We start from the raw sequence: 22,884 nt of genomic DNA on the forward strand, positions 1-22,884 counted from the left end.
ACCACGCCAGACGCCCCCCCCCCCACACCCCCCCAAAAACCCCCCGGCCCGGGCGGGCCCCCACCCGCCCGCCGCCCCCCCCCCCGCGGCTCCTTCTTTCGCGTCGCGGTCCGGCCTCTCAGCTCAGAAGCTGTTGTCCAACCCCGCTGGATCAGCTCGGGGTGTGGGGGTTGGACAACTCAAGCTCAGGGGGCCAGCGGCGGCCGGGGGCTTTCGTCGGGGCGGGAGCTCGGCTGAGTGCCGTCCTGGCGGATGACCTCACCCTGCACGATCTTTCCGTCCGGCCGGTGCATACGGGCCTGCTGGAAGGCGTCGGAGAAGCTGCCGGGGCCGGCGGCACGCATCCGGCGCTCCAGCGACCGCTCCGCGTACCGCCCCAGCATCGAACGGACCGGCGGCACGAGCAGCAGAAGCCCCGCCACGTCCGAGATGACCCCCGGGATCATCAGCAGCAGCCCGGCCAGCATCAGGAAGCCATTGCCCTTGCTGTCCGAAGGTGCCGCCTGCGGAGCGGCAGCCCCGGGCTGCCCCGGCATCTGCTGGAGCGTCTCGGTGAGATTGCGGAAGGCCCGGCGGCCGGCCCGCTTCATCACCGCGGCGCCGAGCACGATCCCCGCCCCCAGGAGCAGCAGCACGGTGAACCCACCCGCCGTGTCGGCCACGACGGTGAGCAGCCAGATCTCCAGCACCGCCCAGGCGGCGACGGCGAGGGGGACGAAGGTACGGGCGCGTGAGCGCCTCGGGGCGGTCGGGGGCGGTGTGCCGGTCGTCATGGTCCCCAGTGTGCCCGTACGGGCGTCCAATCGGCGTATGGGGGTGGATCACGAGCGGCGGACCGGCGCCCGCCGCCCGCCATCGGCTCAGAGGCTGTCGGGTGGCCTCTCAGGTCGCCTTGCGGCCCAGAACCCGGTTCGCACGCGAGGCGACGCCCCAGAAGGTGACCCGCCAGAGCGCCTCGACCAGGATGTCGCGGCTCATCTTCGAGTCGCCGATCTCGCGGTCCACGAAGGTGATCGGGACCTCGACGACGTGATACCCGGCGTCGATGGCGCGACGGGCCAGGTCGACCTGGAAGCAGTAGCCCTGCGAGGCGACCCGGTCGAGGCCGATGCCCTCCAGGGTCTCGGCGCGGAAGGCCCGGTAGCCGCCCGTGACGTCCCTGGTCCGCAGCCCGAGGAGGAGCCGGGAGTACGTGCTGCCGCCGCGGGAGATCATTTCCCGGGACTTGGGCCAGTTGACCACTCGCCCGCCCGGCACCCAGCGGGAGCCCAGCACCAGGTCGGCACCCTTGAGCGCGGTGAGCAGCCGGGGCAGTTCCTCGGGCTGGTGGGAACCGTCGGCGTCCATCTCCACGAGGACGCCGTAACCGTGCTCGATGCCCCAGCTGAAGCCCGCGATATACGCCGCGCCCAGCCCTTCCTTTCCCTTGCGGTGCAGCACCTGGACCTGGTCGTCGGCCGAGGCGAGCTCGTCGGCGATCTTGCCGGTGCCGTCGGGGCTGTTGTCGTCGGCGATCAGGATGCCGGCCTCTGGCACAGCGGCGCGCACCCGGCTCACGATCAGCTTGATGTTCTCGGCCTCGTTGTAGGTCGGAATGATCACCAAGGTTCTGCCGAGCGGGCCGTATCGCCTCTGACCGCCGTCGTTCACTTACCGCCCCTTAAGTTCCGTACGCAGGTGCACACCATATCCAGCGGGCGGGGGCCTGACACCGAAGCGGTCGGACGTGGCCGGGCACCGCCACGGACAGAAGGAGGGAAGTACGGACAGAACCGTGGACGGGAACTACGGATGGGGGCCCGGCGCCCTTCGGGCCGACCTGGGACCCGCTGGCTGCGGGTCGCCCTAGAGCCGTTGTCTACTGAACGTCCGGGCCCCACCCGGGTCGCACCTACCGTCCGGCTGAAACCTTCCCTCGCCCCCGAGGCGCGGGCGCTGAACCTGGCTGCCAGTGGTGGGGCACCGGTGCGGCACACCACCCCATGACCCAGCGGCGTTCGACGACTGCGTGGAGGTTCAACCGGTCGGACGTCCTGTGGTGGACTCGGCCGAACCTACCGGCCGGTGGGCGCTTTCTGTCAATAGTCGCCTGACCTGCAATGTTTGCGGAACTTGCCTGGTCAGTAGCGAAGATCCGCAGGTCGCGGAGGAGCAGAGGCGTCTTCGATCGGCGGTACGAAATGTCCGGACGTCACTCGTTCGGTCGTACGTAGACAGTTTGTCCGAAGACCGCGGTGCTCAGGCAGACCGGGAGCTCGGCGCCCGGGGTGAGATCCGGCAGGCCGGGCGTTCCCGACCTCGGGTCGGTCGACCAGCGGGCGACCCGGTCGTCCGGGGCCTGGACCACCAGGTCAGCGGTGCGCCAGATCGCGTAGTCGGCCGGGGCGCCGGGTACCAGGATCCCCGCGTCGTCGCGGCCGACAGCCCGCCAGCCGCCCCTGGTGTGCGCGGTGAAGCCGGCCCGCACGGAGATCCGGTGCTCGGGCGTGCGATGGAAGGCGGCGGCCCGCACGGTCCCCCACGGATCCAGTGGGGTCACGGGGCTGTCCGAGCCGAAGGCCAGGGGCACACCGGCCCGCAGGAGCGCCGCGTACGGATTGAGGGCCCTGGCCCGCTCGGCGCCGAGCCGCTGCGCGTACATGCCCTCCTCGCCGCCCCAGGCCGCGTCGAAAGCAGGCTGTACGGAGGCGGTGAGACCCAGCTCCGCGAAGGCGGCGACGGTCTCGGGGGTGAGCATCTCGGCATGCTCGATGCGGTGCCGGGCGGCCCGGACCCGGGCCAGGCCGAGCGTTTCGGAGGCGGCCCGGACACCCTCCACCACGGCGGAAACCGCCGCGTCGCCGATGGCGTGGAAGCCGGCCTGCAGCCCGGCCTCGGTGCAGGCGGTGACATGGGCGGCGATCCGCGCCGCGTCCAGGTGGGCGGTGCCCTTGTGTCCGGCCGGACCGTCGGCGTACGGCTCGTGCAGGCAAGCTGTGTGCGAGCCGAGCGAGCCGTCGACGAAGAGGTCCCCGGCCGCGCCGATCGCACCGAGTTCCCGGATACGGCGGGCGTCCTTCTCGTCGCCGACCTCCTCGGCCCAGTATCCGAAGACCCGTGGCCCGCTCTCCGCGGCGGCGAGCTCGAGCAGCGCGACGAAGTCCTCCTCGTCGGAGATGTCGGGGCCGCCGCACTCGTGGACGGTGCCGATGCCGAGCGACGCGGCGTGGCGCAGGGCTGCGCGCTGGGCCTCGGCGCGCTGCCGGGGCGAGACGGCGCCGTGTGCCGCGGAGCGCACCGCGTGGTGGGCGGCTCCGGTCAGCGGGGCGTCGGGGTGGTACCCGGGCAGCTCGGTGACGCCCGGGACCAGGTCGAGCAGGGCGGTGGTGACGACCGCGGAGTGCACATCGATACGGGGCAGGTAGGCCGGCCGTCCGCCGGCGGCCGCGTCGAGTTCGCCGCGCGACGGCGGGCGTTGCTCCGGCCAGCGTGTGGCGTCCCAGCCGTGGCCGAGGACGACCCTGTCCGCGGGGTGCTCCGTCATGTACGCGCGCAGCAGACCGAGTGTTTCGTCGAGGCTCCGGGCACCGGAGAGGTCGAGGCCGGTGAGGGCCAGGCCGGTCGATGTGGTGTGGACGTGGGCGTCGGTGAACGCGGGGGTGACCAGTGCGCCTTCGAGGTCGATCACTTCGTCCACGCCGCTCGCGAAGGCGTCGGCAGCCCCTTCCGAGCCCACCCAGGCGACATGGCCGCGTTCGACCACCATGGCGGTGGCAAAGGGATCGGCGGGGCTGTGGACGTCTCCACCACGCAGCAGCACGGTGCGGTGTTCGCTCTGGGGGGCGGTGCTCTCGGTCATGGGACCAGTCTCTCGCCTGCCCGGACCCGCGCGTTCCGCGGCCCCCTCAGATCTGCGGGGGCCGGGCCTCGTACGGCGTGGAGAGTACGACGGTGGTCCGGGTGGAGACACCGGCCAGCGAACGGATCCGGGTGAGCAGGTGCTCCAGCTCCAGCGGGGTCGCGACACGCACCTTGAGGATGTAGTTCTCGTCACCCGCGACGCTGTGACACGCCTCCAGCTCCGGGACGCCCGCGAGCCGTTCCGCGATGTCGTCCGGCGCACTCGGGTCGAAAGGTTTCACCGAGATGAACGCGGTGAGCGGCAGGCCGACGGCCTCGGGGTCGACGACCGCGGCATAGCCCCGGATCACCCCGCGCTGCTCCAGCCTGCGGACACGCTGATGAACCGCCGAGGTGGACAGGCCCGTGGCCTTGCCCAGGTCGGTGTAGCTCATCCGCCCGTCCTTGACGAGCAACTCCACGATCTGTCGGTCCAGCTCCTCCATACGGATCAACCTATTGCCCCAGGTCCCTCCAGGCACAGCGGTGAGGGCTCCAGAAGGGCACCCACGGCGAGCATGTGACGAATGCCACAGGTTTACGAGTGGGTAGCCGGCCTTCTCGCGGTTACGGCCGATGCGCGACGGGAAGTGCTTGCTGTGGTCGAGGCCGTGGCGCCTTGCCGGCCCACCCGAGGGGGGAATTTCCCATGCAGAGCCTGAAGCTCACCGAACGAACCGAACCGGAGCCCGTTGATCCGGTCGAGGACACCGCTCCCGATGTGTACGACATGTTCGAGATGTACCGGGTGATCTGCCCGGACTGCGCGCAGCCGATCGCGCTGCTGGCGGACGAGGACGTACTGCCGGAGCACGCGCTGTGCCCGAGTCCGTGGAACCCGTTCGTCCTGACCGTCTGCGCCGGTACCGGCCGCGCGGCGTCGCAGGCGCGGCCCGCCGACGAGTCGCTGGACCTCCAGGAGCAGGAGACGGCCCTGCTGTTGACACTCCCTCAGGGGCTCGACTGGCGAACGCAGCCGTTCTCGCACGCCGGTGGCCCCGGCTCGCGACCGCTGCGGCTGCCGCAGATGCGGCGCGACGCCGCCTGAGACCATCTACCGGTCCTTGCTGCGCTGTTGGGAGAGCACGGGGCGGACCCTGCCGGGCCGCCATGATCAGAAGTGGAACCGGATCATGACGACGCCGGTGTGGTCGGAGCGACCGCTGCTGGTCAGCGCGTCTCCGGACCCGCGAGGTGGCGCGCGATGACCATCCGCTGGATCTGATTGGTGCCTTCGACGATCTGCAGCACCTTGGCCTCGCGCATCAGCCGCTCGACCGGGAAGTCGAGGGTGTAGCCGTATCCGCCGAGCACCTGGACCGCGTCGATGGTCACTCGCATGGCCGCGTCCGTGCAGAACAGCTTGGCCATGGCCGCCTGGCGCGAGAAGGGCTTGCCCTCGTCACGCAGCCGGGCCGCCTCCAGGTAGAGGGCCCGGCCCGCCTCGATCTGGGTGGCCATGTCGGCAAGCATGAAGCGCAGGCCCTGGAAGTCCGCGATGGGCCGGCCGAACTGCTGCCGCCCGGTGGCGTAGGAGACAGCCTCGCTCAGGGCGGCCTGGGCGACGCCTATCGCGCAGGCGGCGATGCCCAGGCGTCCGGAGTCGAGTGCGGACAGGGCGATCGCGAAGCCCTGCCCCTCCTCGCCGATCCGGCGTGCGTCGGCGACCCGTACGCCGTCGAAGTTCAGCTGGGCGGTGGGCGAGCCCTTCATGCCCATCTTCTTCTCGGGGGCGGCCGCGTTCAGCCCCTCGGCGCTGCCGGGGACCAGGAAGGCGGTGATGCCGCGGGCGCCCTCGGCCCCGGTGCGGGCCAGGACCGTGTAGAAGTCGGCGATGCCGCCATGGGTGATCCATGCTTTGGTGCCGGTGATGACCCAGTCGTCGCCGTCCCGTACGGCCCTCGTCCGGAGCGAGGCGGCATCGGAGCCCGAAGCGGGCTCGGAGAGGCAGTAGGCGCCCAGCTGGCCCCCTCCCAGCATCGCCGGGAGGTGTTCGGCCTGCTGCTCCTTGGTGCCGTATCCGGCGAGCGCGTGGCAGGCGAGGGAGTGGACGCTGACACCGAGGCCGACGGTGAGCCGGGCGGCCGCGAGCTCTTCCAGGACCTGGAGGTACACCTCGTACGGCTGGTCACCACCGCCGTGGGCGGAGTCGTAGGGCAGTCCGAGCAGTCCGGACTCGGAAAGCAGCGTGAAGACTTCGCGCGGGAAGCGGCCCGCCGCCTCCTCCTCGGCCGCCCGCGGCGCGATCTCGCGCTGGGCGATGTCGCGGACGAGCTCGACGAGCTGCTTGGACTCCTCGGTGGGCAGACGGCGTTCCACCAAATGCGGGGCACGGTCGGTCATGACGGCGCTCTCCTCCCTGTCGGGCGTTGCGACGGTCGCGCGCTCGGGGTGTGGGCGGCGCCGTCGGGGGGACTTCCGGGCCCAGCCCGGAAGAGCTACTGCCCAGCCGGTGCCGGCCTCTCGGATTACGAGAGTTGCCGGCCAGCGGCTACGGCGGCTTGAGTATGCCCGATCGGACGATATCCGTCACGGGGGAACGAGCGACTCAGCAGCGAACGGGACGATCACCGGCCCAGCTCCCTACGACTCCATTTCGATATTTATACGCTCATGCCAAGCCTGCAACAGCCGGGCCCCGGGCAGAGACATCTGTCACCGCCCGGGGCCCCGCTGCGCCTCAGGGGACGCCGACGGCGGCCAGAGCCCGCTTCAGGGCGGGGGCCGGATGCGCCAGGAAGTACAGGTAGCAGACGCCGCCCGTACGGACTTTGGCCCAAGGTTCCCCGACTGTGGGGCGCCGTCGGACGCGGACTTGACCGGCGTGAGGTGCAGGTCCGCAAGCCCCCGCGTCAGCTGCAGTTCACATAGACCGCGTCCGCCGCGTGGTGCGCGTCCGTGGAACCCTGCGAATTCCAGTCCTTGCCGCGGTCGTGCAGCACGACCGCCAGCCTCCCGCTACTGATCTTGACGTTCGGGGCCGCCACCCACTGCCCGTGGTGGGCGACCTGGTCGATCGTGAAGCTCGCCAGCTGCGCCCCGGAGGAACTGCTCCCGGCGTGGACGGTGTAGTACGACGGGGCGCCGCCGACGTGCCGGATGTCGCCGGAGTCGGGGATGTGCACACTGATGCGGCAGGAGCCCGAAGTGACGGAGCCGGTATTGAAGGACCACGTCGCATAGTTACCGGCGTCGCTGCCGTCCCCGGACATCGGGACCGAGCGAAAACGGCCGTTGCAGCCGTTGGACGAGTAGCCGCCGGTCGCGGTCGTCCACAGGTCGTCGTCGTTGGCAACCTTGGACGATCCGTGCTCGCTGTAGGAGACTCCGGAGCCCGAGCAGTGCGGGCCCGCGTAGGCGGAGAACTGCTGGACCACGGTGGATTTGACGGTGGATCCAGTCGCTGTTCCCTCACCGGCCGCCTTGGAGCCGGAGCCCGGCTTGGCGGATGCATCGTGGCTCCCGGCGGGTGACGTTTCGTCTGCCCTCTTGTCCTTCCCGGCCGAGTCGGCGACGGCGTTGTTCTCCGGCGCGGGGGGCACCTTCGAAGCCGGTCCCTTCTTGTCGGCCGGCGCCTTGCCGTTGTCCTGCTCTGCGCTGGGAACGTATCCGGACGGGGAGGTGCTGGGACCGTCGTATCCGGCGGCGGCGTTATGGCTCTTGCTGTCCTTCGGGTCGTCGCCCGAGGTGGCGCTGATGACGAAGGGAGCGGCGAGGAGTACCACTCCGCCGATCGCGGCGGCGGCGACCATGGGCCGGGATATCCGGTTCGGGTTTCCCGAGGCACCGACGGCCTCGGCAGCCGGATTCCCGTCGCCCGGGCCTCCGGACGCGACGGCCGTGGCGGACCGCCCGGCGCGCAGCCAGGAGAACCGGGCGCTGGGCGCCGTGGCCGGAGCCGCGGTTGTGCCGGCTTCGGCAGTTGCGGTGGCCGGAGCGGCGGTTGTGGGGGCTGCGGGCGGGGGCGTGGACACAGCCGGTTCCTCGACCGTCGACGCCTCATCCGTCGACGCCTCACCCGTCGGTGTCCCGGCCGTCGGTGCCCCAGCCGTCTGAGGCTTCGCCTCGCGCTCAGCCGTCAGCGGCTCGGGAGCACTGCTCCCCCGCAGCGCGGAGGCGACGCCCGCCGCACTTTCGGGCTCGGCTTCAGCCTCTGCCACCCCTGCGGCCGCGGGCCCGGCCTCCGCCTCGGGGTCGGTGTCCGGGAGCGCACCGATCACGCCGTTGCTGACAGATGCCGTGGCGCGCGCCCGACTCGTCGTCGGCGCCTCCGCCTCCTCCGACCTGGCCCCGTCGGCGCCGCCGGGGGTACCGCTCCGCGTCTCCGTGACTGCCACTGGTGCCTCTCCTCGTTGTTCTCGTCATGGGTACTGCTGATGGATGTGCCGGTCACTCGTCCAGTCCGAGCGCTTCCATGAGGCGCTCGATCTCCTCGACGAGGGTTTCGTCGTTGTCTTTCGGGGCCCGCCGCTGGGCCACCGTGTTCAGGAAGCCCGTCCTGCCACCGGGGCGGATGAGGTCGATCGCCCGGTTGAGTTCCTCACGCTCGGCCCACAGGTCGTAATCGGCCTCCGAATCCTCGAGCAGCTCGGCCAGGAAGTCGTCCTGGGCGGTCTCCTCCGTTTCCGTCGGGTGCCTGCGGAGGTAGTCGCGCCGGTATCCGTCGATCCGCTGGAACCCGGCGGCCGCCGCTGCCAGTTGCCCCGCCACGACGTTGATCTCTTCGAGTTCCGCCACGGACGGTACCGTCGCGGGACCGTCGTCCGTGTGGCGCTCGCGGAGCCATTCGGCCAGGTCGAAGCGCGGGTTCACCTCGGCCTCGCCGATCGCCGCGAACACTTCCAGGGGTGACGCTCCGAGGCCGGCACCGGCCGCGGCGTAGGTGGTGAAGACCGCGGCGGTCGCCGTCCTGGTGTTGCCGTCGGTGAAGTACTGGTTCGACTTGATGTCCGAGGCGATACGCGCGGCCCGCTCGTCGACGTCGGCGGTGGTCTCGGCCTGGAACATCGCTTTGCGGAAGGCGGCCATCCTGGTGTCGCGAGCAGCGGGGCTCGCGCCCTGGAACAGGTCGGCGTCGGCCAGTCCGGTCCGGTCCTCGGCGCTGGTGGAGCTCAGCTGCTTGGTCAGGGCCAGCAGGATGTCGGGCAGCGGGGCCCCCTGCCCGGGGACCGGCGGGGCGCCGGGCGGGTCGTTCACAGTGGACGAGTGGAACACCATGCTGTTCCGCTGCTCCGTCTCCTGCGTCGCTGGGGGTGCTGTCGCGGGACCGTGTGTCGCCGCCCCTTCGTGCTCGACCCACTTCCGGACCGCCGCCGGTCCCGTCTGCCGGTTTCCGGCCAGCAGCGCCGTCAGGTCGGCGTCGCTGGTTCGGTGCTCCTCGACGTAGTCCCAGAACTTTCCGATGCGCTCTTCCGTCACCAACATGCCCTGGAACCAGGACAGTTCATCAGGTGCGAGCCGGAGTGCGTCGAGGCGCTTTCGCACCAGGTCGGCAACACCGAACGGCTCGTCGCTGTTCCAGAGCACATCCCGGAGGATCCGCCCGTCGTCCATGACGAGTTCCGAGATGCTGGGCAGAAGGTGCGGGTCGATGTTGAGAGCGTCGGCGACCCCGAGCACCCGTAGAGCGTTCGGCGGAACCTTCCGCACCGAGTGTTGCAGCTTTCCTGCAGCCTTCTCGGCGGCCGCGTACCTCTGTGCCAGATGCGTGGCCAACAGGAGGGGGCCCGCCCCCCTGCCCGGGCCCTCGATGTAGATGCGGGCATGCTCGGTCGTCATCCCGAGCGACGAGACCAGGCGCGCGAGCGGGCGGGGGTCCGAACCGTCGGGGAGACTGTCCGTCGGCCCGCTCCGCCCGAGGCGCCACAGCGCCACAGCGCGCGTCAGCTCCTCCACTCCGCTGGAGGCACGGAACTCGGGGCCCCCGGCCCACTCGTCGAAGTCGGCCGACGCACCCTGGTTCGTTGTCTCGACACCGAGCTGCCCGGCCATCCAGTCGAAGCTGTCGCGCCAGATCTGCTCGAAACGCCACTCGGCGATCTGCTGTGGGGTAAGTCCCCCCGTCCAGAACTCCGGATCGTCCCTGGCGAACCACTGGGGGTCGTTGGTCAGTGCCGCGTTCATCACCATTTCCAGCCGACGGGGATGAATGCCGAGTGCGAGAGCCTGCGCGACCACGTTCTGGGGAACCGGCGTCTGTTCCCGCTGCTCCCAACTGACAGCCAGGTCACTGCCGGGTCCCGCGTGGATCAGGTCGGAGATGGTGTGGCCGCTGTTCTGCAGATGGGCGGCGAGGTCCCACCAGTGCTCGACGCCGATACCGAACGCACTCATCTGCTCGGTCAGCAGCTTCGCGTCGCCGATACCCAGGTTGGCGGACATCAGACGCAGTTCGGCGATGACGGCGCGCGGGTCCCCGAGGCCCCGCAGGAGCGCCGCCGCACTCGTCAGGTCCTCGGGAGGCAGGTCCATTTCCTCACTGAGAACAAGGAGATGTCCCGGGTCGACGTCCATCCCGGCCGCAGCCTTCTTCAGGTCCTTGCCGGGCTCCCACAGCGGCGGCGCTTCGGAGTCTGTGTCCAGGTGGATCGTGTAGTCGGCGATCTTCCATACCCCGTCGGCGTCGGGCTCGTAGCGGATCTCCAGGCGAACGCCCGGCTCGGGGAAGGCCTTCAGCATCACCGAGTCGGAGGTCGACTGATCTTCGTCGGGGCCCCCGTACGAGGATTGCTGCAGCACGGCCAGGCGTACGCGCTCCAGCGGCCAGTCCTCTTGCAGGCTCTCGGGGATCTCCAGGCCGTTCCCAGCACCGGCATGGAACAGGTGGTCGGTGGCGCCGATCAGGTCCTGCTCGGTGCGATCGCGGTCGGCGTGAGGAGCGAGCTCCTCGGCGGTGTGCAACTGTACGAGCGCGTCGACACCGGGCTCGTGGTTCAGCGCGTTCGGTCCGTGGCGGTCGAGCACCGCTGCGGTGTGGGCACGCCAGGCGGCGTCGTTGGCCTTCCCGGCGGGTGGCATCCACTGGTCCTTGCCGAGGATGCGCGGGGCGGACAGCTTCATCGCGTCGTATCCGGAGCCGAGCAGAGTACGGAAGTCATCCGTCCCGTGGGATGACGAGCGGTTCAGCAGATCGGTGTCGGAGCTGTTCACCGCTTCATCGGACTTGACCTCGAATCCGAGGAATGTCGGGCCGAGACCGGAAATCTCACCGAGGCCCGTCGGGGGTGTCCTGATCGCCTCGGCCTGCATGCTCATGCTGTCTTCGGCCGACAGATGCAGCACACGGACGATGACAGTTTGCTGCTCGCCGTTCGTGAACAGCATCCGCTGCATCCGGTAATGAGCACCGTCGCCGGTGCGGAACTCGATGCCCTCGGTCTGGGCCAGCACCTCGTGGCTTCCCGGGCCCAGCTGTTGCGGCTGGTGCCAGGAGGGCCGTATCCACTGGTGCTCGCCGTCGAGGACCTGGCCGTGTACCGGCACGCCCGCGGCCACGCCGTGCCAGATGTAGCCACCGGACGGCAGCACGGTGAAGTTGCCGGAGTTGAGGGCTTCCCCATGGGCATGGCTGAGGATGCCGTCGAAATGCCACGTCTGCCACTCGTCCGGGAAGGCGGTGTTGAGGTTGCTCACACCATCCAAGACGGCGACGGTCGGCCCCGGAGAAGTCAGGGTGGACAGGATTTTCTGGAACGGCGCGTACTCACGGAGTTCGAGGGAGTGGGCGGCGGCGCGGCGTGTTCCGGATCGGGACTTCTCGTCGGTGAACAGGTCGTAGTGCACGGCCTTTCTGGTCGGGGGTGTGTTGTTCTGGGAGTTCTGGCCGATGTCGGCCGCGGGGCGCACGTGTCCGCCGATGCCGTGGGAACGGTTGCCGATTTCGAGGAAGTCCCAAAGCCGGTGGGTGGAGATCGGCTCGCCGCCCTCGGCGAAGGGCTTCGGTCGTGGTTCGACGGTCGGGGCGGCGAACGGGCGAGGGGCGAGGTCGCCCTGCCACTTCGACGCCTCGAAGTCGGTGATCGTGCCGTCGGGCCGGGCGTGGCCGCGGATGCGTACTCCGTGGTGGACGCCCTCGAACTCGCCGTCCGGTCCGATGTTCCCGTACCGCAACTGGTCACGGTGCACGTGAACGACTGCTTCGGTGACCTCCTCCATCGACCAGTGGTCGGGGAACATCATGATGGGCTTGTTGCCGGGTCCTCCCCCGGCCGCACGGTAGGTGCCGTTGGGGTTGATGTCGCCGATCGGCTCGGGACGTATCCGCCCGCCGGTGCCGATGGGCGCCAGGTGGCCGGCCTTACCGGTGGACGGATTGCCGCGCAGGACCCGTTCGGCGACGTGGAGCGGCAGTTCGGACCGCAGTCCGTCGTGCGGGGCGGAATCGTACCCGCTGCTCTTCCAGGTCTCCTCGATCACCGAACCGATCAGCCGCAGGTCGCGCGGCATCATCCGCTGGTTGTGGAGCCAGTCCTGCTTGCTCTGAAGTGAACCCACGGTGACGTTGCCGAAGCGGTCACCGAAGACCGGGCCGCCCATGAGGGCCTGGTCGATGTAGACGGGGCGCAGTATGTTCGCGTGTTCCCGGTAGTAGTCCCACGGGCCGAGCAGGTGGGTCAGTTCGTGGGCGAAGACGGAGAGGTTGTCGCTGGGCAGCCTCCAGTCCCGTGCCTCCATGCGGCCACCGGGCTCGTAGGAGAGTTCGACGAGATGGACACCGTCGCGGGGACTCTTCAGCACGCCGTTGTCCCATTTCTCCACGGGCACATCGGCATCGGTGAACTCCACCGAGACGTGCAGCAGATCGCCGTTGGACAGCCGGTAACGCGGAGCGTTGAGGTAGCGGTCGAGAGAGGTCTGGGCGACCTTCTTGGCAGCGTCGACCAGGTGCTCCTGCCCCTTCGCGTGAAGCAATTTGATGGGGATGATCACGTCGGAGCGGATGTCTCCGTTGGGGAGTTCCACGCGCTGCACCTTGTAGGCGCGAAGTTGGTTGGGTCCGAGGTAGCCGAGGAGCTCGGATTCCCGATCGTTCGGGGGCAGGATGTCGATGGTGCCGAGGGCCTTCCCCTGGGCGGTGTCGTTCCCGCGCCAGGTCTCGACGTAGGCGAATGCTTCGACGGTGGGCAGCTCGCGCCATGCCCGGATCGCCGCGTGCGGTGTGGTGCCGAGAATCTGCTGGTGGGCGAGGTAGCGGGCGAAGGAGTCCAGCTCCTCGGTCCCGATGGGGTCCGCCTTCGCGTGCCCGTCCCCCTCCATGATGAGTGTGGAGAGGTCGGCCGTGGTGAAGCCGTGGTGCGCGAGGTCGACGCGGAAGGAATCCACGGCCGCCTGGATCGCATCCTGGGCCGCGGCGTGCTGGGCGAGGCGGCGCCCGAGCATCTTCCCGAAGGGCCGCAGTGTGTCGACGCCGGCGCCCAACGCGCGGGTGAGCGCTTCGACTTCATGGAGGCCCGCGCCGTGGCCGAGCGCGTCGGCGAGGGCGACGGCGTCCGCGAGACTGCCCTCGGTGACATGGTGTGTGACGTCCTGGTGGAACTGCGCGGTCGTGCCTGCGGCCTCGGCGGCCTGGCCGAGCCGCAGGAGTGTCCGTGCGTCGACGTCGGCGGGGAGGTTGGCGAGTTCGTGACGGGTGTCGAGGTGCCAGCGCGCGACCGCGTCCCGCAACTGCTCGTCGGTGGCACGGGCCAGGTGTTCATGGCCGACGTTGTTGGCGTACCAGTCGCGGAATGTGGTGAGCGGTGATCCGTCGGCAGCTGTTGCGTGGGGTGCGTTGGGGTCCGGGACGGTGGGTGAGAGGTCGTTCATGGCGCCCGCGAGCCGTTGGGTGTCCTGCCAGTCCCGCAGGCGGGCGATCTCGTCGCCGTTGGCGGCGAACCATTCGACGACATGGACCGGCTGGATGACGAAACCCTGCGGTGTGGTGCCCGGAGTTCCGATTGCCTCCACGAGGCCGTGGGCATCGTGGAGGCCGTGTTCACGCAGAAGCCGTTCCAGGTGGTGCGGCGACATTCCGCCGTACATTCCCGCGGCACGCTGCATGGCGGCCGACGGCATGTGGACGGGCTCGGCGATCCAGTCCGCGACGGCGTCACGGATGTGGATGGGGTCGCCGGACTCGGCGAGTACGGAGAGCGACGAGCCGTTACGGGCCAGGTGGCCATCGAAGGCGAACCAGTCGGCGCGCCGAATGCCCAGACTCGCCAGGTTCTCTTCAAGGGCGGTGACCTTGTTCACCGGAAGGTCCAACTGGTGTGCCAGTTCCTTGAGTTCATCGTCGAGGTCCGGCTCGACGAGCTCCTCATCAACGATCGGGTCCGCGAGCTCCTCATCAGGGTCCGGCTCGACGAGTTCCTCGTCGGGGGTGACAGGCGAACTGAGCACGTCGAAAATACTCTGGGAGATGGAGCTGCCAAGCCCTTCGTCCTCCCGGCTCCGGGAGTTCAGGGAGGACGACTGCTGCTGGTACGCCTGGATATTCGGCTCCGTCACCTCAGGCACCGGCTGCTTCGTCGTCTCCTCCTCAACCGTCTCCGTCGGATTCTGCTGCTCAGCCGTGTTCGACGGTGTCGAGTTCTGGTCGACGTAGCGGTACGTCTCGTCCTTCCGGTGCAGCATGACGCCTCGCCGCATGTCCTCGGCCATTGCCTGGCTGCCGTCCGGCATGAAGGTGAGCAGCTTCTTGCCGTCCGCCACGGTCACCCGCACCTTCCACAGAGCCGCCGCCAGCGCCGGGTAGTAGTCCGCCGTACCGTGGTCGATCAGCTTTTCGCGGTCGCCTTCCCGACTGGCCGAGCGCGAGGTGAGCGTAAGGCGCTGCTGCTCCGTCAGCGCTTCCTTCCCCGGCGGAATGGCTTTGCGATCGTGGTATTCCTTTCCACCCTTGCTCGTCGGATCGTCGATCAGCTTGTCCAGCCCCGCCGCGCGAACGTCTTCTTCGCTGAACTCGTCCGTGAGGTCGGGCAGCATCTCCTTCACCAGGTTCGAGAAGTACGAATCCCCGGGCGCCCCGGCATTCTCGTTCGAACCGCCTGTCTTGGCCGCCTCGGCGCGCAATTGCTCGGCCAGTGCGAGACGGAGGTCCGGGCCGCTGCCTTGCGGCAGGTTCTCGTTCCCGTTCTGCCCGAATCCCTCCGCCAGCGCGTTGAAGAATCCGTTGCCGTCACTCTCGACATCCTTCAGCGGATAGGTCGTGCCGTCGATCGTGATGGCGGTCGGATTGCCGTCCTCGCCCGTGACCTCCTTGAATTCTTCCTCGACCTCCGGCTTGCCTTGGTCGTGGCGGACTTCATCCTTGAACGCGATGGGTTCCTGGGCCGTTGAGTTCGGGACTCTGAACATCTTGTCGGTGAGGCCGCGGAGCCGTACATACTCGTTACCGGCCTCAGCGATCTTCTTCTTCAGGTCCTCCAGCCGTCGGAGCCCCTCGACGTGCGCCTTGTCACTTTCCTTCCAGTCCTTCGTCGCCTTGTCCAGCTCTGATTCGGCGTGGTTCGCGTTCTGGGGCTCCGCGGTCGCGGCCGGTGCGTCCGATTCGGGGTTGCCGCCCAGTTGCACGTACTTGGCGAGGGCGGCTTTCGCCTCCGTCTCCAGAGCCTTCACTCTGTGACGCTGATCCCAGTACTCCTTGTAGTTGGCCTCCCATGCCTCCTCGGCCTGCTTCACCGCCTTGGCCGCGTCGATCTCGTCCTGGGTCAGCTCGTGCAGCCCCAGTTCCTCGACGCGCTCGTCGCTCAGCCAGACGAGCACGGTCGCCTCCGTCGTCCCGGACTGCAGTGCGCCCTCGGTGGACGGGCCGCCGATGGTGTCCTTGATGTGGTGCTGCGAACCTGCGGCCAGGTGGAAAGTCGCGGGGACGGCGTACAGGTGCCCGTGCCCGGCGGGGGGTTTGAGGTTGGTCCGGGACTGCTCGGCCTGGCCGAGCTTGTGCGTCACACTGCTGGAGTTGCTGACTCCGGCGACGGGGAGACTCGGTGCGGTGGTCACACCGTTCTTGGCCGCGGTTCCGGCGATGCCGGGGCCTCCCGCCGAGTTCGTGCTGGTGGTGTTGGACATCTCGGTGCCGGTTCCGGCCCCGGTCAGGTCGTCGAATTTTATCTGGCTGGTGACGGCGAGGCGGCGCGCCTTCGGCGACTTGAAGTCGAGGTGTGTGGCGACCACGAGTGTGGTGTCGACGCCGCCGACGAGGCTGTTGTTGGTGACGGTGACGGCGTGCTGACCGGCCTGGGCGTGGCCCGAGGAGAGTGCGGCGGTGAGGGAAATGTCGTTCAGAGCGGTGTCGAGCGCGTCGGCCCCGGGCTTTCCCGGCTTCACTGTGTCGCTGACGTTGACGGCTTTGTTCACCTCCTTCACGATCTCGTCTTCCTTGTACTCCTGCGGGGCCTTCAACTTCTGGTCGTTGCTGCGGGACTTGGCGACGAGCAGCTTGCCGAGCTTCTGTACCTGGTCCGCGCCGATGACCTCGTGAATGTGGAACCCTCCGTCACCCTTGCGGGCCGACGGGGCGTTCTTCTTCGCGGTCTCCTTCAGGAGCTCGGCGGGGTCGCTACCGTTCTTCGGGGCCTCGACCGTCATGGTGGCCTTCGGCCGCAAGCTCGGGGACGAGGTCTGCGACGTGTCGCCCCCGGCCTTCGGCTCCAGAAACAGATACGACTCCGACGTGGTGACTGTGGCGTTCCACTTCACCGGTTCGATGACTTTGGTGCCGTCGGAGTAGGTGACGGTGACGACCGTCTCCCACTCAGTCTCCATCACCGCCTTGGGTCCGGGAATGGTGGTGACCTGGGTGACCACGCCGGAGGTGGAGTCCGTCGCGGAGTTGGCGTCGCCGAGGCCGCCCCCGCCGGCGCCGGTGATCCCGCCGGCACCGCCCGGACCACGCACCGGCTCGCCACCGTTGAAGGAGTGCGTGTTCGAGGCCGTCGCCGAGGACGCATTCTCCTGCGAAATGTTGCGACCCGCCCCGAACTCGTGGTCGCCGAACAGGGTGTCGACGACCACGGGGGTGCCGACGCGCCGGTGCTGGACGTTGATCACCACGTCCTCGCCCAGAACGTTGAGATTCTTGACGTGAGCCAACGCGGACGTGCGGCCGCGGGAGGTCAGCGTACTGCCGCTCTGAATGGCCGACCGGCCCGAACGGGCGGACACCATGCCGTTGATGGTGTGCAGGGTCTGTTCGGTGATACCCGCCTTCCGCAGGTCCTTGTTGAGCTTCTTCAACTCGGCGGCGTCCTGAGGGGCGTTGTGCGCGAAGGCGCCTCGGCTCGCCTCGTCGAGGCCCTCACGGTCCTGCCACTCCACGTTCTCAAGAGCGCCCTTGGGCGCGTCGCCCAGACCGTCATCGATCAGCCCCGCCTTCAGCGCGTCGCTCTCCCGCATCAGCCCGACCCAGCCGCCCGGCTTGCGGATCACATACGTCTCGGCGTCGCGGGAACTCCCGAAAGGGCGGCCGAAGAGGCCCAGGGGCTTGTGATGAGCCCGGACCCGGTAGTCGGTGTCGGCGACGACCATGACCCAACGGTCGCTGCCCAACACCTGGTTGAGGTCGCGCATGGAGGTGGCGGACGAGCTGTTGTTCCGGTTCCAGAACTTCTGCAGCCAGTTGTTGACTACACCGCCCTGTCCGGTGAAGTTCACGTCTCCGGCCTCCTGCAGCCCCCCGCCCGCACCGCTGGTTCCGAAGGTGGCGCCGTGCGAATTACCCTTGCTGAAGCCGAACGCCTGCTCCAGCGCGGTGTTCGTCTCAAGCGATGGTGTGAACGGCTCGCCCACCACCTTCAGGTTGTGCCGGGTGCCGGTGATCGAGAGCGACTCCTCCCCCGCGAACAGCGTTCCCTTGTCGTGCAGGTTTCCAACGGTGTGGCCACCCGGTGAGAACACCTGGTCGGACAGGGAGGTGAAGGAGTGCTGTCCGAATATCCGGCGGACCCGTTCCGACATGAACGCGCCCGCTTCGGTCAGCCGCCAGGCATTCCCGGAGGTCTTCCCGATGAGGTCGCGCACCGAACCGAACAGCGTCTGGTCCGACCTGGCCGCGAGAGTGACGGTGGTGAATCCCTTGGAGAAGATCTCGTCCGGCTTCTGGACCTCGGTCTCCGTCTGCTCGGACTCGATCCTTCCGGCGATCAGGTCCTGGTCCTCCTGTGGCTTCTCACCGGTCTTCGACAGGCTGTCCGGCACACCGAAGGTGAACTTGATCGGATGCGGCGTGAGGAATACGGACTTGCTCCCGGTCTCCCGGGTCTCACCGATGCCGCCCAGTCCGCTCTTCTTGTAGAGCCACTTCACCGCCGGAAAATGCGACTCGCTGCCGTACCTCGCCAACGCTCGCCAGCCGCCCAGCGTGATCGCTTGGACAAGGGGCTGAGGGAACGACGAACGCTCCAGCTCAAAGGTCAGATTGCCGTTGAAGTCGTAGTAGTCGGTACCTGGCGTGGGCGCGACCAGATCCTCGCGGGTGGCAGTCCCCCCTGACTTCACCTGGCGCGTGGACCGGTACGTGTAACGAGCGTTGGCACTGCCGGAGCCGATTCCGGTGTTCGCACCGAATTCGTCCTTCTCGCTCCGGTAGGCCGAGAACATCGCCTCCGCGCCCCCACTCACGCTGTGCGTGGACTGGAACCCGGTGTCGAACCGTTCCGAGCCGCTGAACGCCTGGGTCGTCGTACGGCGCGCGCTGCCCACGTACGTGGGCTGATCGAGATCGGCCCGAATCGTCAGGGTATAGCCGCGTTCGCGGGTGAACGACGAGCCGACCAGGTGCACCCGAACGCCCTCCTCGGTGGCTGCCAGGTGCATGCGCTGGTCCATCCCCTGCTTGGCGACCGCGTTCATCAGGGAGAGGGTGTTCGCCACCGCCTTGACGGACAGTCCGTCGCGGCGGAACAGCCGCTTGAACCAACTTCGCTGCCGATCGGCCTTCTTCACCTCGTCCCGGGTGGCCAGGGGCAGGTTCGGATCCGCCTTCTTCAGGTCGTCGAGGAGGGAATCGACAAGCTCCTCCTCGGCTTTGCGAGTGTCCTTCTTCGTTTCGTTCTGGACAGTGGGGTTGTCGTTCTCGGCGTTCTCGTTCTCGGCGTTCTCGTTCTCAGCGTTCTGATTCGGGGTTTCCTGGTCCAGAGTCTCTTTGCCGAACTTGATCTCGCCGGGCCGCCCAGGGCCGAGCATGGTTACCTTGTCGCTCCCGCTGTCGCCGGTGTTCCAGTAGGCGGGTTTCTTCGGCTCGTTCTTGCCGACCCGCAACTGCTCCTGATTGTCCCAGCCGGCCAGCCGCTGGGCCTCGCCGACCGGCATGCGCACCAGGCTGCCGACGGTGAATGCCTTGCTGGATCCGTCCGGCGTCTCCACCGTGATTTCCGACTCGCGCATCACGAGCACTGTCCGGACGTCCTTCGGGGAGCGCTCGGCGTTCTTGGCTCCAGCGGTGCCGCCGAGGTTGGACGTGTTACTGGAGGAGTGGCTGTACCCCAGGGTCAGGCCCGCCTGGGCGCGTGGTGCGGCGAAGGCATCGGAGAATCCGGTGGGGTCCGTCACACCGCCCACGAACAGCGAGGCATCGAGAGTGTGGGTACGGGTGGTGCTGCTCTCGTTCTTCTCGCTGAACTGGTTCGTGTCACGCAGTTCGAAGTCGGTCGAGGAGTCGATCACCCAGTGGCGCTTGGGCACCGGTGTTCCGATGGTGACGGTGCCGTCCGTCGATCCGTCTTTCTTGTGCAGACGCAGCGGAGGGACGGGGTCCCGGCCGTCGATCTGGGTGAAGTGGTCTGCCGAGAAGTGGTTGATAACCGCCTTGTAGTTATTGCTGCCGATCGGGGAGTCGGTGTGCTGGAGCACCCAGTCGGTCATCGGGTCGATGTTGAAGTACGACTCGGTGTGCTCAATCTTCGCCCGCTCGCCGGACTCGGTGGTGAACTTCAGCGGGACCCGGTCCTTGCGTGGATCGGGCCGACTGCTGGTGGTGTGCGAGTCGGGAATCTGGACGATCAGGCCCTTCGCGACGGTGTGCTTGATGGGCTCCGAGGCCTCGGGGGTTCTCTGCGTACCCGTGGAGTCGGTGGTGGGGATGTCGTGGAGGGACAGCTCGTACGTGACGTTGGTGCTCAGTTTGACGGAGGGGCCGTGACTGCGGGTTTCACGCTGTGAGAGCTGCTGGGTGTTGAGGTTGGAGTCATGACTGGTGCCCATCGCGGGCGCCATGGTCGCCTTGACCGCGGCTGGTCCTGCCGTAACCGCGGCGGTGAACGCCATCTGGACCGTGCTGGATTCGGAGGAGGACTGGCCTTCGCTCTGCTGATTGCGCGCGATGCTGTCCTGCTTGCCGGCATCGCCGGGGGCGGCCTCCCAGCCGTTCTGGTCGGGGACCACCTTGACGCGCAGTTCCCGCGTCCGTCCCCCGTCCTTGACGACGAACCGGCGGCCGTCGCCGAGGAGGGTGCCCGCCTGATTCGCCAGGGCGAAAGAGAGATCCGACGGGGTCGTCAGGGTCACCTTGGCCTTCTTGGCCAGTTCGTCGGCGAGCTGCTCCGAGCCCTTCTCGTGGCTGAACTGGACGACGTGATGCCCGCCGACCGCGCCGTTGAACGGGGTCTCCTCGCCCTCGTCGGCGTAGACGGAGATGTCGTTGAGGAAGCCGGGAATCTTGATGGTCTTCGTGTTGCCCTTGGAGTCGGTGACCTCAAGCGGCGGGGGTGTGGTGGGTGCAGGGGTGGTGGTGTCGTCGGTTTCGTGGAACTGCGGGGTGCTGTCCTGGCTGTTGTTGTTTTCGATGTCGGTGACATCGGTGTTATCGGTGATGACACCAACGGTGTTGCCGGGATCGATGTCTGCATCATCGATGATGACGTCTTCGATGATCTCGTCAACGGTGGTGTTGGTGTTGGCGGTGCTCTGGGTGTTGTTTTCAACGGCGGCCGGGGTGATAGTCGCGCCCTGATTGCTGTCTACGTCGACCGTTGGCGTGCTCGTCGTCACCAGAGGCTGCAAGTCCCGCATCTCGAAGGTGAGCGGGTCCTGATTCGTTTCCATCCGTTGGGAGTTCAGCGGGCTCTGCTTGAGCATGTCGTTGAACTCGGAGGAGGGCGGGGACGACGCCGTGGAACGCGGGGGATATTGCTTCGTCGGGGGCGTACTCGCGTTGTTCCCGGCCGCGGAAGGCGCTGGATTCTGCGTCACCTTGGGAGGAATCTGGATCTGGGCGTTCGGCTGCGGTGTCGACTGGGTGGGAACCTGCGTCATCTTCGGGGACGTCGCCGTCGGGTTCGTCGGCATCTCCGAAGGCGCCACGGGGGGCACCGCCGATGGGATCACCGAGGAGTTCGACTCCCGGGTGTCGTTCTCGTTCGGTGTTTCCGTCACGATCGGCGTGACGGGGGCAACGGGGTTCTTCCCGGGCGGGATCAGCGGTTCCTGCTCGTTCTCTTCCTCCTTCGTTTCCACCTCCAGCTGCTCGTCGAGACCGTTACCCGAATTAACGTTCGAAAGATCCCCCGCGCCCAGTACGGGCGGCGCCGACAGGTACGGCCCGAACTCCCCGCCCGGCCTGTCCAGCGTGTCGGCCTTCGAGTGGATGCCCTTGATCAGGTTGGCGATCCCCGAGTCGGACTGGGCGATGAGCGGATGTACCACGGTGTGCCGCATCACATGACTGAACATGGTCGGCGCGACACCGGAGACGAACGTCTGCCAGCTCGTGGTGAACTCGCCCTGGGTCATCGAGTTGTACGTGCCCTCGGCCAGATTCTGCGCACCCGCGTCGATGAGTGCCGACGTCCCGTACAGGCCCGCCGCGAAGCCGAATTTCTCCATCCTGGTCAGGGTCTCGGCCATCGTCTTCGAGCTGACGGACTTCGCGACATCGTAGGTGATCTCGTTGGACAGCTTCTTGAGGGCAGCCTCGTCGACTTTGCCGCCAAAGGTCTTCGTCAGGTCGTTGAAGATCTTCTGGGACACTACATCGACAGTTTCCTTCGTCGTCCAGTGCTTGTTGAGGGAACTCGCCCAGGCCTTGCCGACGTCCCGCGACATGTCTTTGTCGAGCGTGTGGAAGCCGAACTTGGCGAACGCGTTGCCCACCTTGTCGACGAAACTGTCCGAAATCAGCTTCCCAGTGCTCTTGTCAAGGTTCTTGGCCAACTCCCCCTCGGTGCCCCCGAGGATGCTGCCGAGAGAGTTCCCCAGCCCCTTGGCCGCGCCTGCCTTCGCCCCCTCCTTGGCACCCAGTGTGTCGAGGTGCTTCCCGATCTGCGTGCTCAGCCACTTGGTCGCGTCGCTGCCGAGCACCTTGGCGACCTGCCTGCCGAGCGCACCACCGATCGGGCTGAAGACACCACCGAACACGCCCTGCAGCGCTCCGAACCCGAGCGCACTCTTCGTGGCCTCCAGGTCCCATTCGGTGCGGTTCCCCATGCCCTTCTGGATCAGCTGGATGGCGATGTCCATCGCCTCGCCGATCACCACGCTCATGGCGGTGTGGATCGCGATGCTCTTGATCAGGGCCTTGATGACCTGCTGGGCCACTATCCGGAGGGTGGTCTCCGCGGCGACCGTGTTGGCGTGGGCGACCGCGTTCAGGCCGGGGATCCAGCTCACCGCAGCCTCGAAGGCCATCTCGACCATCAGCTGGATGACCTGCCCCAGGATCATCCACTTCGAGTACTCGGCCTGATTCGCGGTGTCCCGGGCGATCTTTGCAAGGTTCTGGGCCTGCGTGGCGCAGGCGTTCAGGATCGAGGCGTCGCCGCCCCCCGACAGGTACTGGGCGTACTTCTGGAACTCCTCCGCGCTCTTCCCGGAGAAGCTCTCATCGACATAGTTCTGGACAGCGACGAGATACGTCTGCAGATCCTTGAAGTTGTCGATCAGCTTGTCGTAGTAGCCGGCGGCCTCGCGCAACAGGTCTTCGTTGATGGAGGGCCATTTTTCGCCCGAGAAGACCATGAGCAGCGTCTGCGCCTCGGGCGACGGGGTCAGCACGGGCGCCCTGCCCGACCCCGGTCCGTCAGGCACGAC

General features: G+C 67.9%; 8 protein-coding genes. 1 reads left to right on the plus strand and 7 read right to left on the minus strand.

The window, feature by feature from the left end; all coding sequences use genetic code 11:
- Positions 1-185: 185 nt before the first annotated feature.
- The 4 genes from fxsA to ABT115_RS21820 all read right to left on the minus strand — a co-directional run bounded on the left by fxsA (position 186) and on the right by ABT115_RS21820 (position 4,325).
- On the minus strand, positions 186-773 hold the full coding sequence (gene fxsA / locus ABT115_RS21805; protein WP_351792343.1) for an FxsA family membrane protein: 588 nt from the start codon (positions 771-773) through the stop codon (positions 186-188).
- A 109-nt stretch (positions 774-882) separates the two neighbouring features.
- Complete coding sequence (locus ABT115_RS21810) at positions 883-1,650, minus strand: polyprenol monophosphomannose synthase (RefSeq protein ID WP_351792346.1); 768 nt, start codon at positions 1,648-1,650, stop codon at positions 883-885.
- A gap of 541 nt (positions 1,651-2,191) precedes the next feature.
- Positions 2,192-3,838, minus strand: a complete 1,647-nt coding sequence (locus ABT115_RS21815) for an amidohydrolase (RefSeq protein WP_351792349.1) — start codon at positions 3,836-3,838, stop codon at positions 2,192-2,194.
- A 46-nt stretch (positions 3,839-3,884) separates the two neighbouring features.
- Positions 3,885-4,325, minus strand: a complete 441-nt coding sequence (locus ABT115_RS21820) for an Lrp/AsnC family transcriptional regulator (RefSeq protein WP_024493538.1) — start codon at positions 4,323-4,325, stop codon at positions 3,885-3,887.
- Between the two features lie 203 nt (positions 4,326-4,528).
- Between ABT115_RS21820 and ABT115_RS21825 the strand changes: the two genes are divergently transcribed.
- Entirely contained in the window at positions 4,529-4,927 is a 399-nt protein-coding gene (locus ABT115_RS21825) for a hypothetical protein (protein ID WP_351792352.1), read from the plus strand.
- Positions 4,928-5,049: 122 nt separating this feature from the next.
- Here the strand turns inward: ABT115_RS21825 and ABT115_RS21830 are convergent, their stop codons facing one another.
- From ABT115_RS21830 to ABT115_RS21840, 3 genes are all read right to left on the minus strand, one after another.
- Positions 5,050-6,222 carry an acyl-CoA dehydrogenase family protein gene (locus tag ABT115_RS21830; RefSeq protein WP_351792354.1) on the minus strand — a complete coding sequence of 391 codons (1,173 nt, stop codon included), beginning with the start codon at positions 6,220-6,222 and terminating at the stop codon, positions 5,050-5,052.
- A 509-nt stretch (positions 6,223-6,731) separates the two neighbouring features.
- Entirely contained in the window at positions 6,732-8,216 is a 1,485-nt protein-coding gene (locus ABT115_RS21835) for a hypothetical protein (RefSeq protein ID WP_351792356.1), read from the minus strand.
- Between the two features lie 52 nt (positions 8,217-8,268).
- Entirely contained in the window at positions 8,269-22,881 is a 14,613-nt protein-coding gene (locus tag ABT115_RS21840; protein WP_351792359.1) for a WXG100-like domain-containing protein, read from the minus strand.
- Between the last annotated feature and the right edge of the window lie 3 nt (positions 22,882-22,884).

This window comes from Streptomyces sp. NPDC001832, assembly GCF_040297265.1.
Taxonomy (GTDB): Bacteria; Actinomycetota; Actinomycetes; order Streptomycetales; family Streptomycetaceae; genus Streptomyces.

Bases quoted from the DNA above. Each gene is read 5' to 3' on its own strand.
- fxsA (WP_351792343.1), bottom strand. From the start codon at position 773: ATGACGACCGGCACACCGCCCCCGACCGCCCCGAGGCGCTCACGCGCC.
- ABT115_RS21815 (WP_351792349.1), bottom strand. From the start codon at position 3,838: ATGACCGAGAGCACCGCCCCCCAGAGCGAACACCGCACCGTGCTGCTG.
- ABT115_RS21820 (WP_024493538.1), bottom strand. From the start codon at position 4,325: ATGGAGGAGCTGGACCGACAGATCGTGGAGTTGCTCGTCAAGGACGGG.
- ABT115_RS21825 (WP_351792352.1), top strand. From the start codon at position 4,529: ATGCAGAGCCTGAAGCTCACCGAACGAACCGAACCGGAGCCCGTTGAT.
- ABT115_RS21830 (WP_351792354.1), bottom strand. From the start codon at position 6,222: ATGACCGACCGTGCCCCGCATTTGGTGGAACGCCGTCTGCCCACCGAG.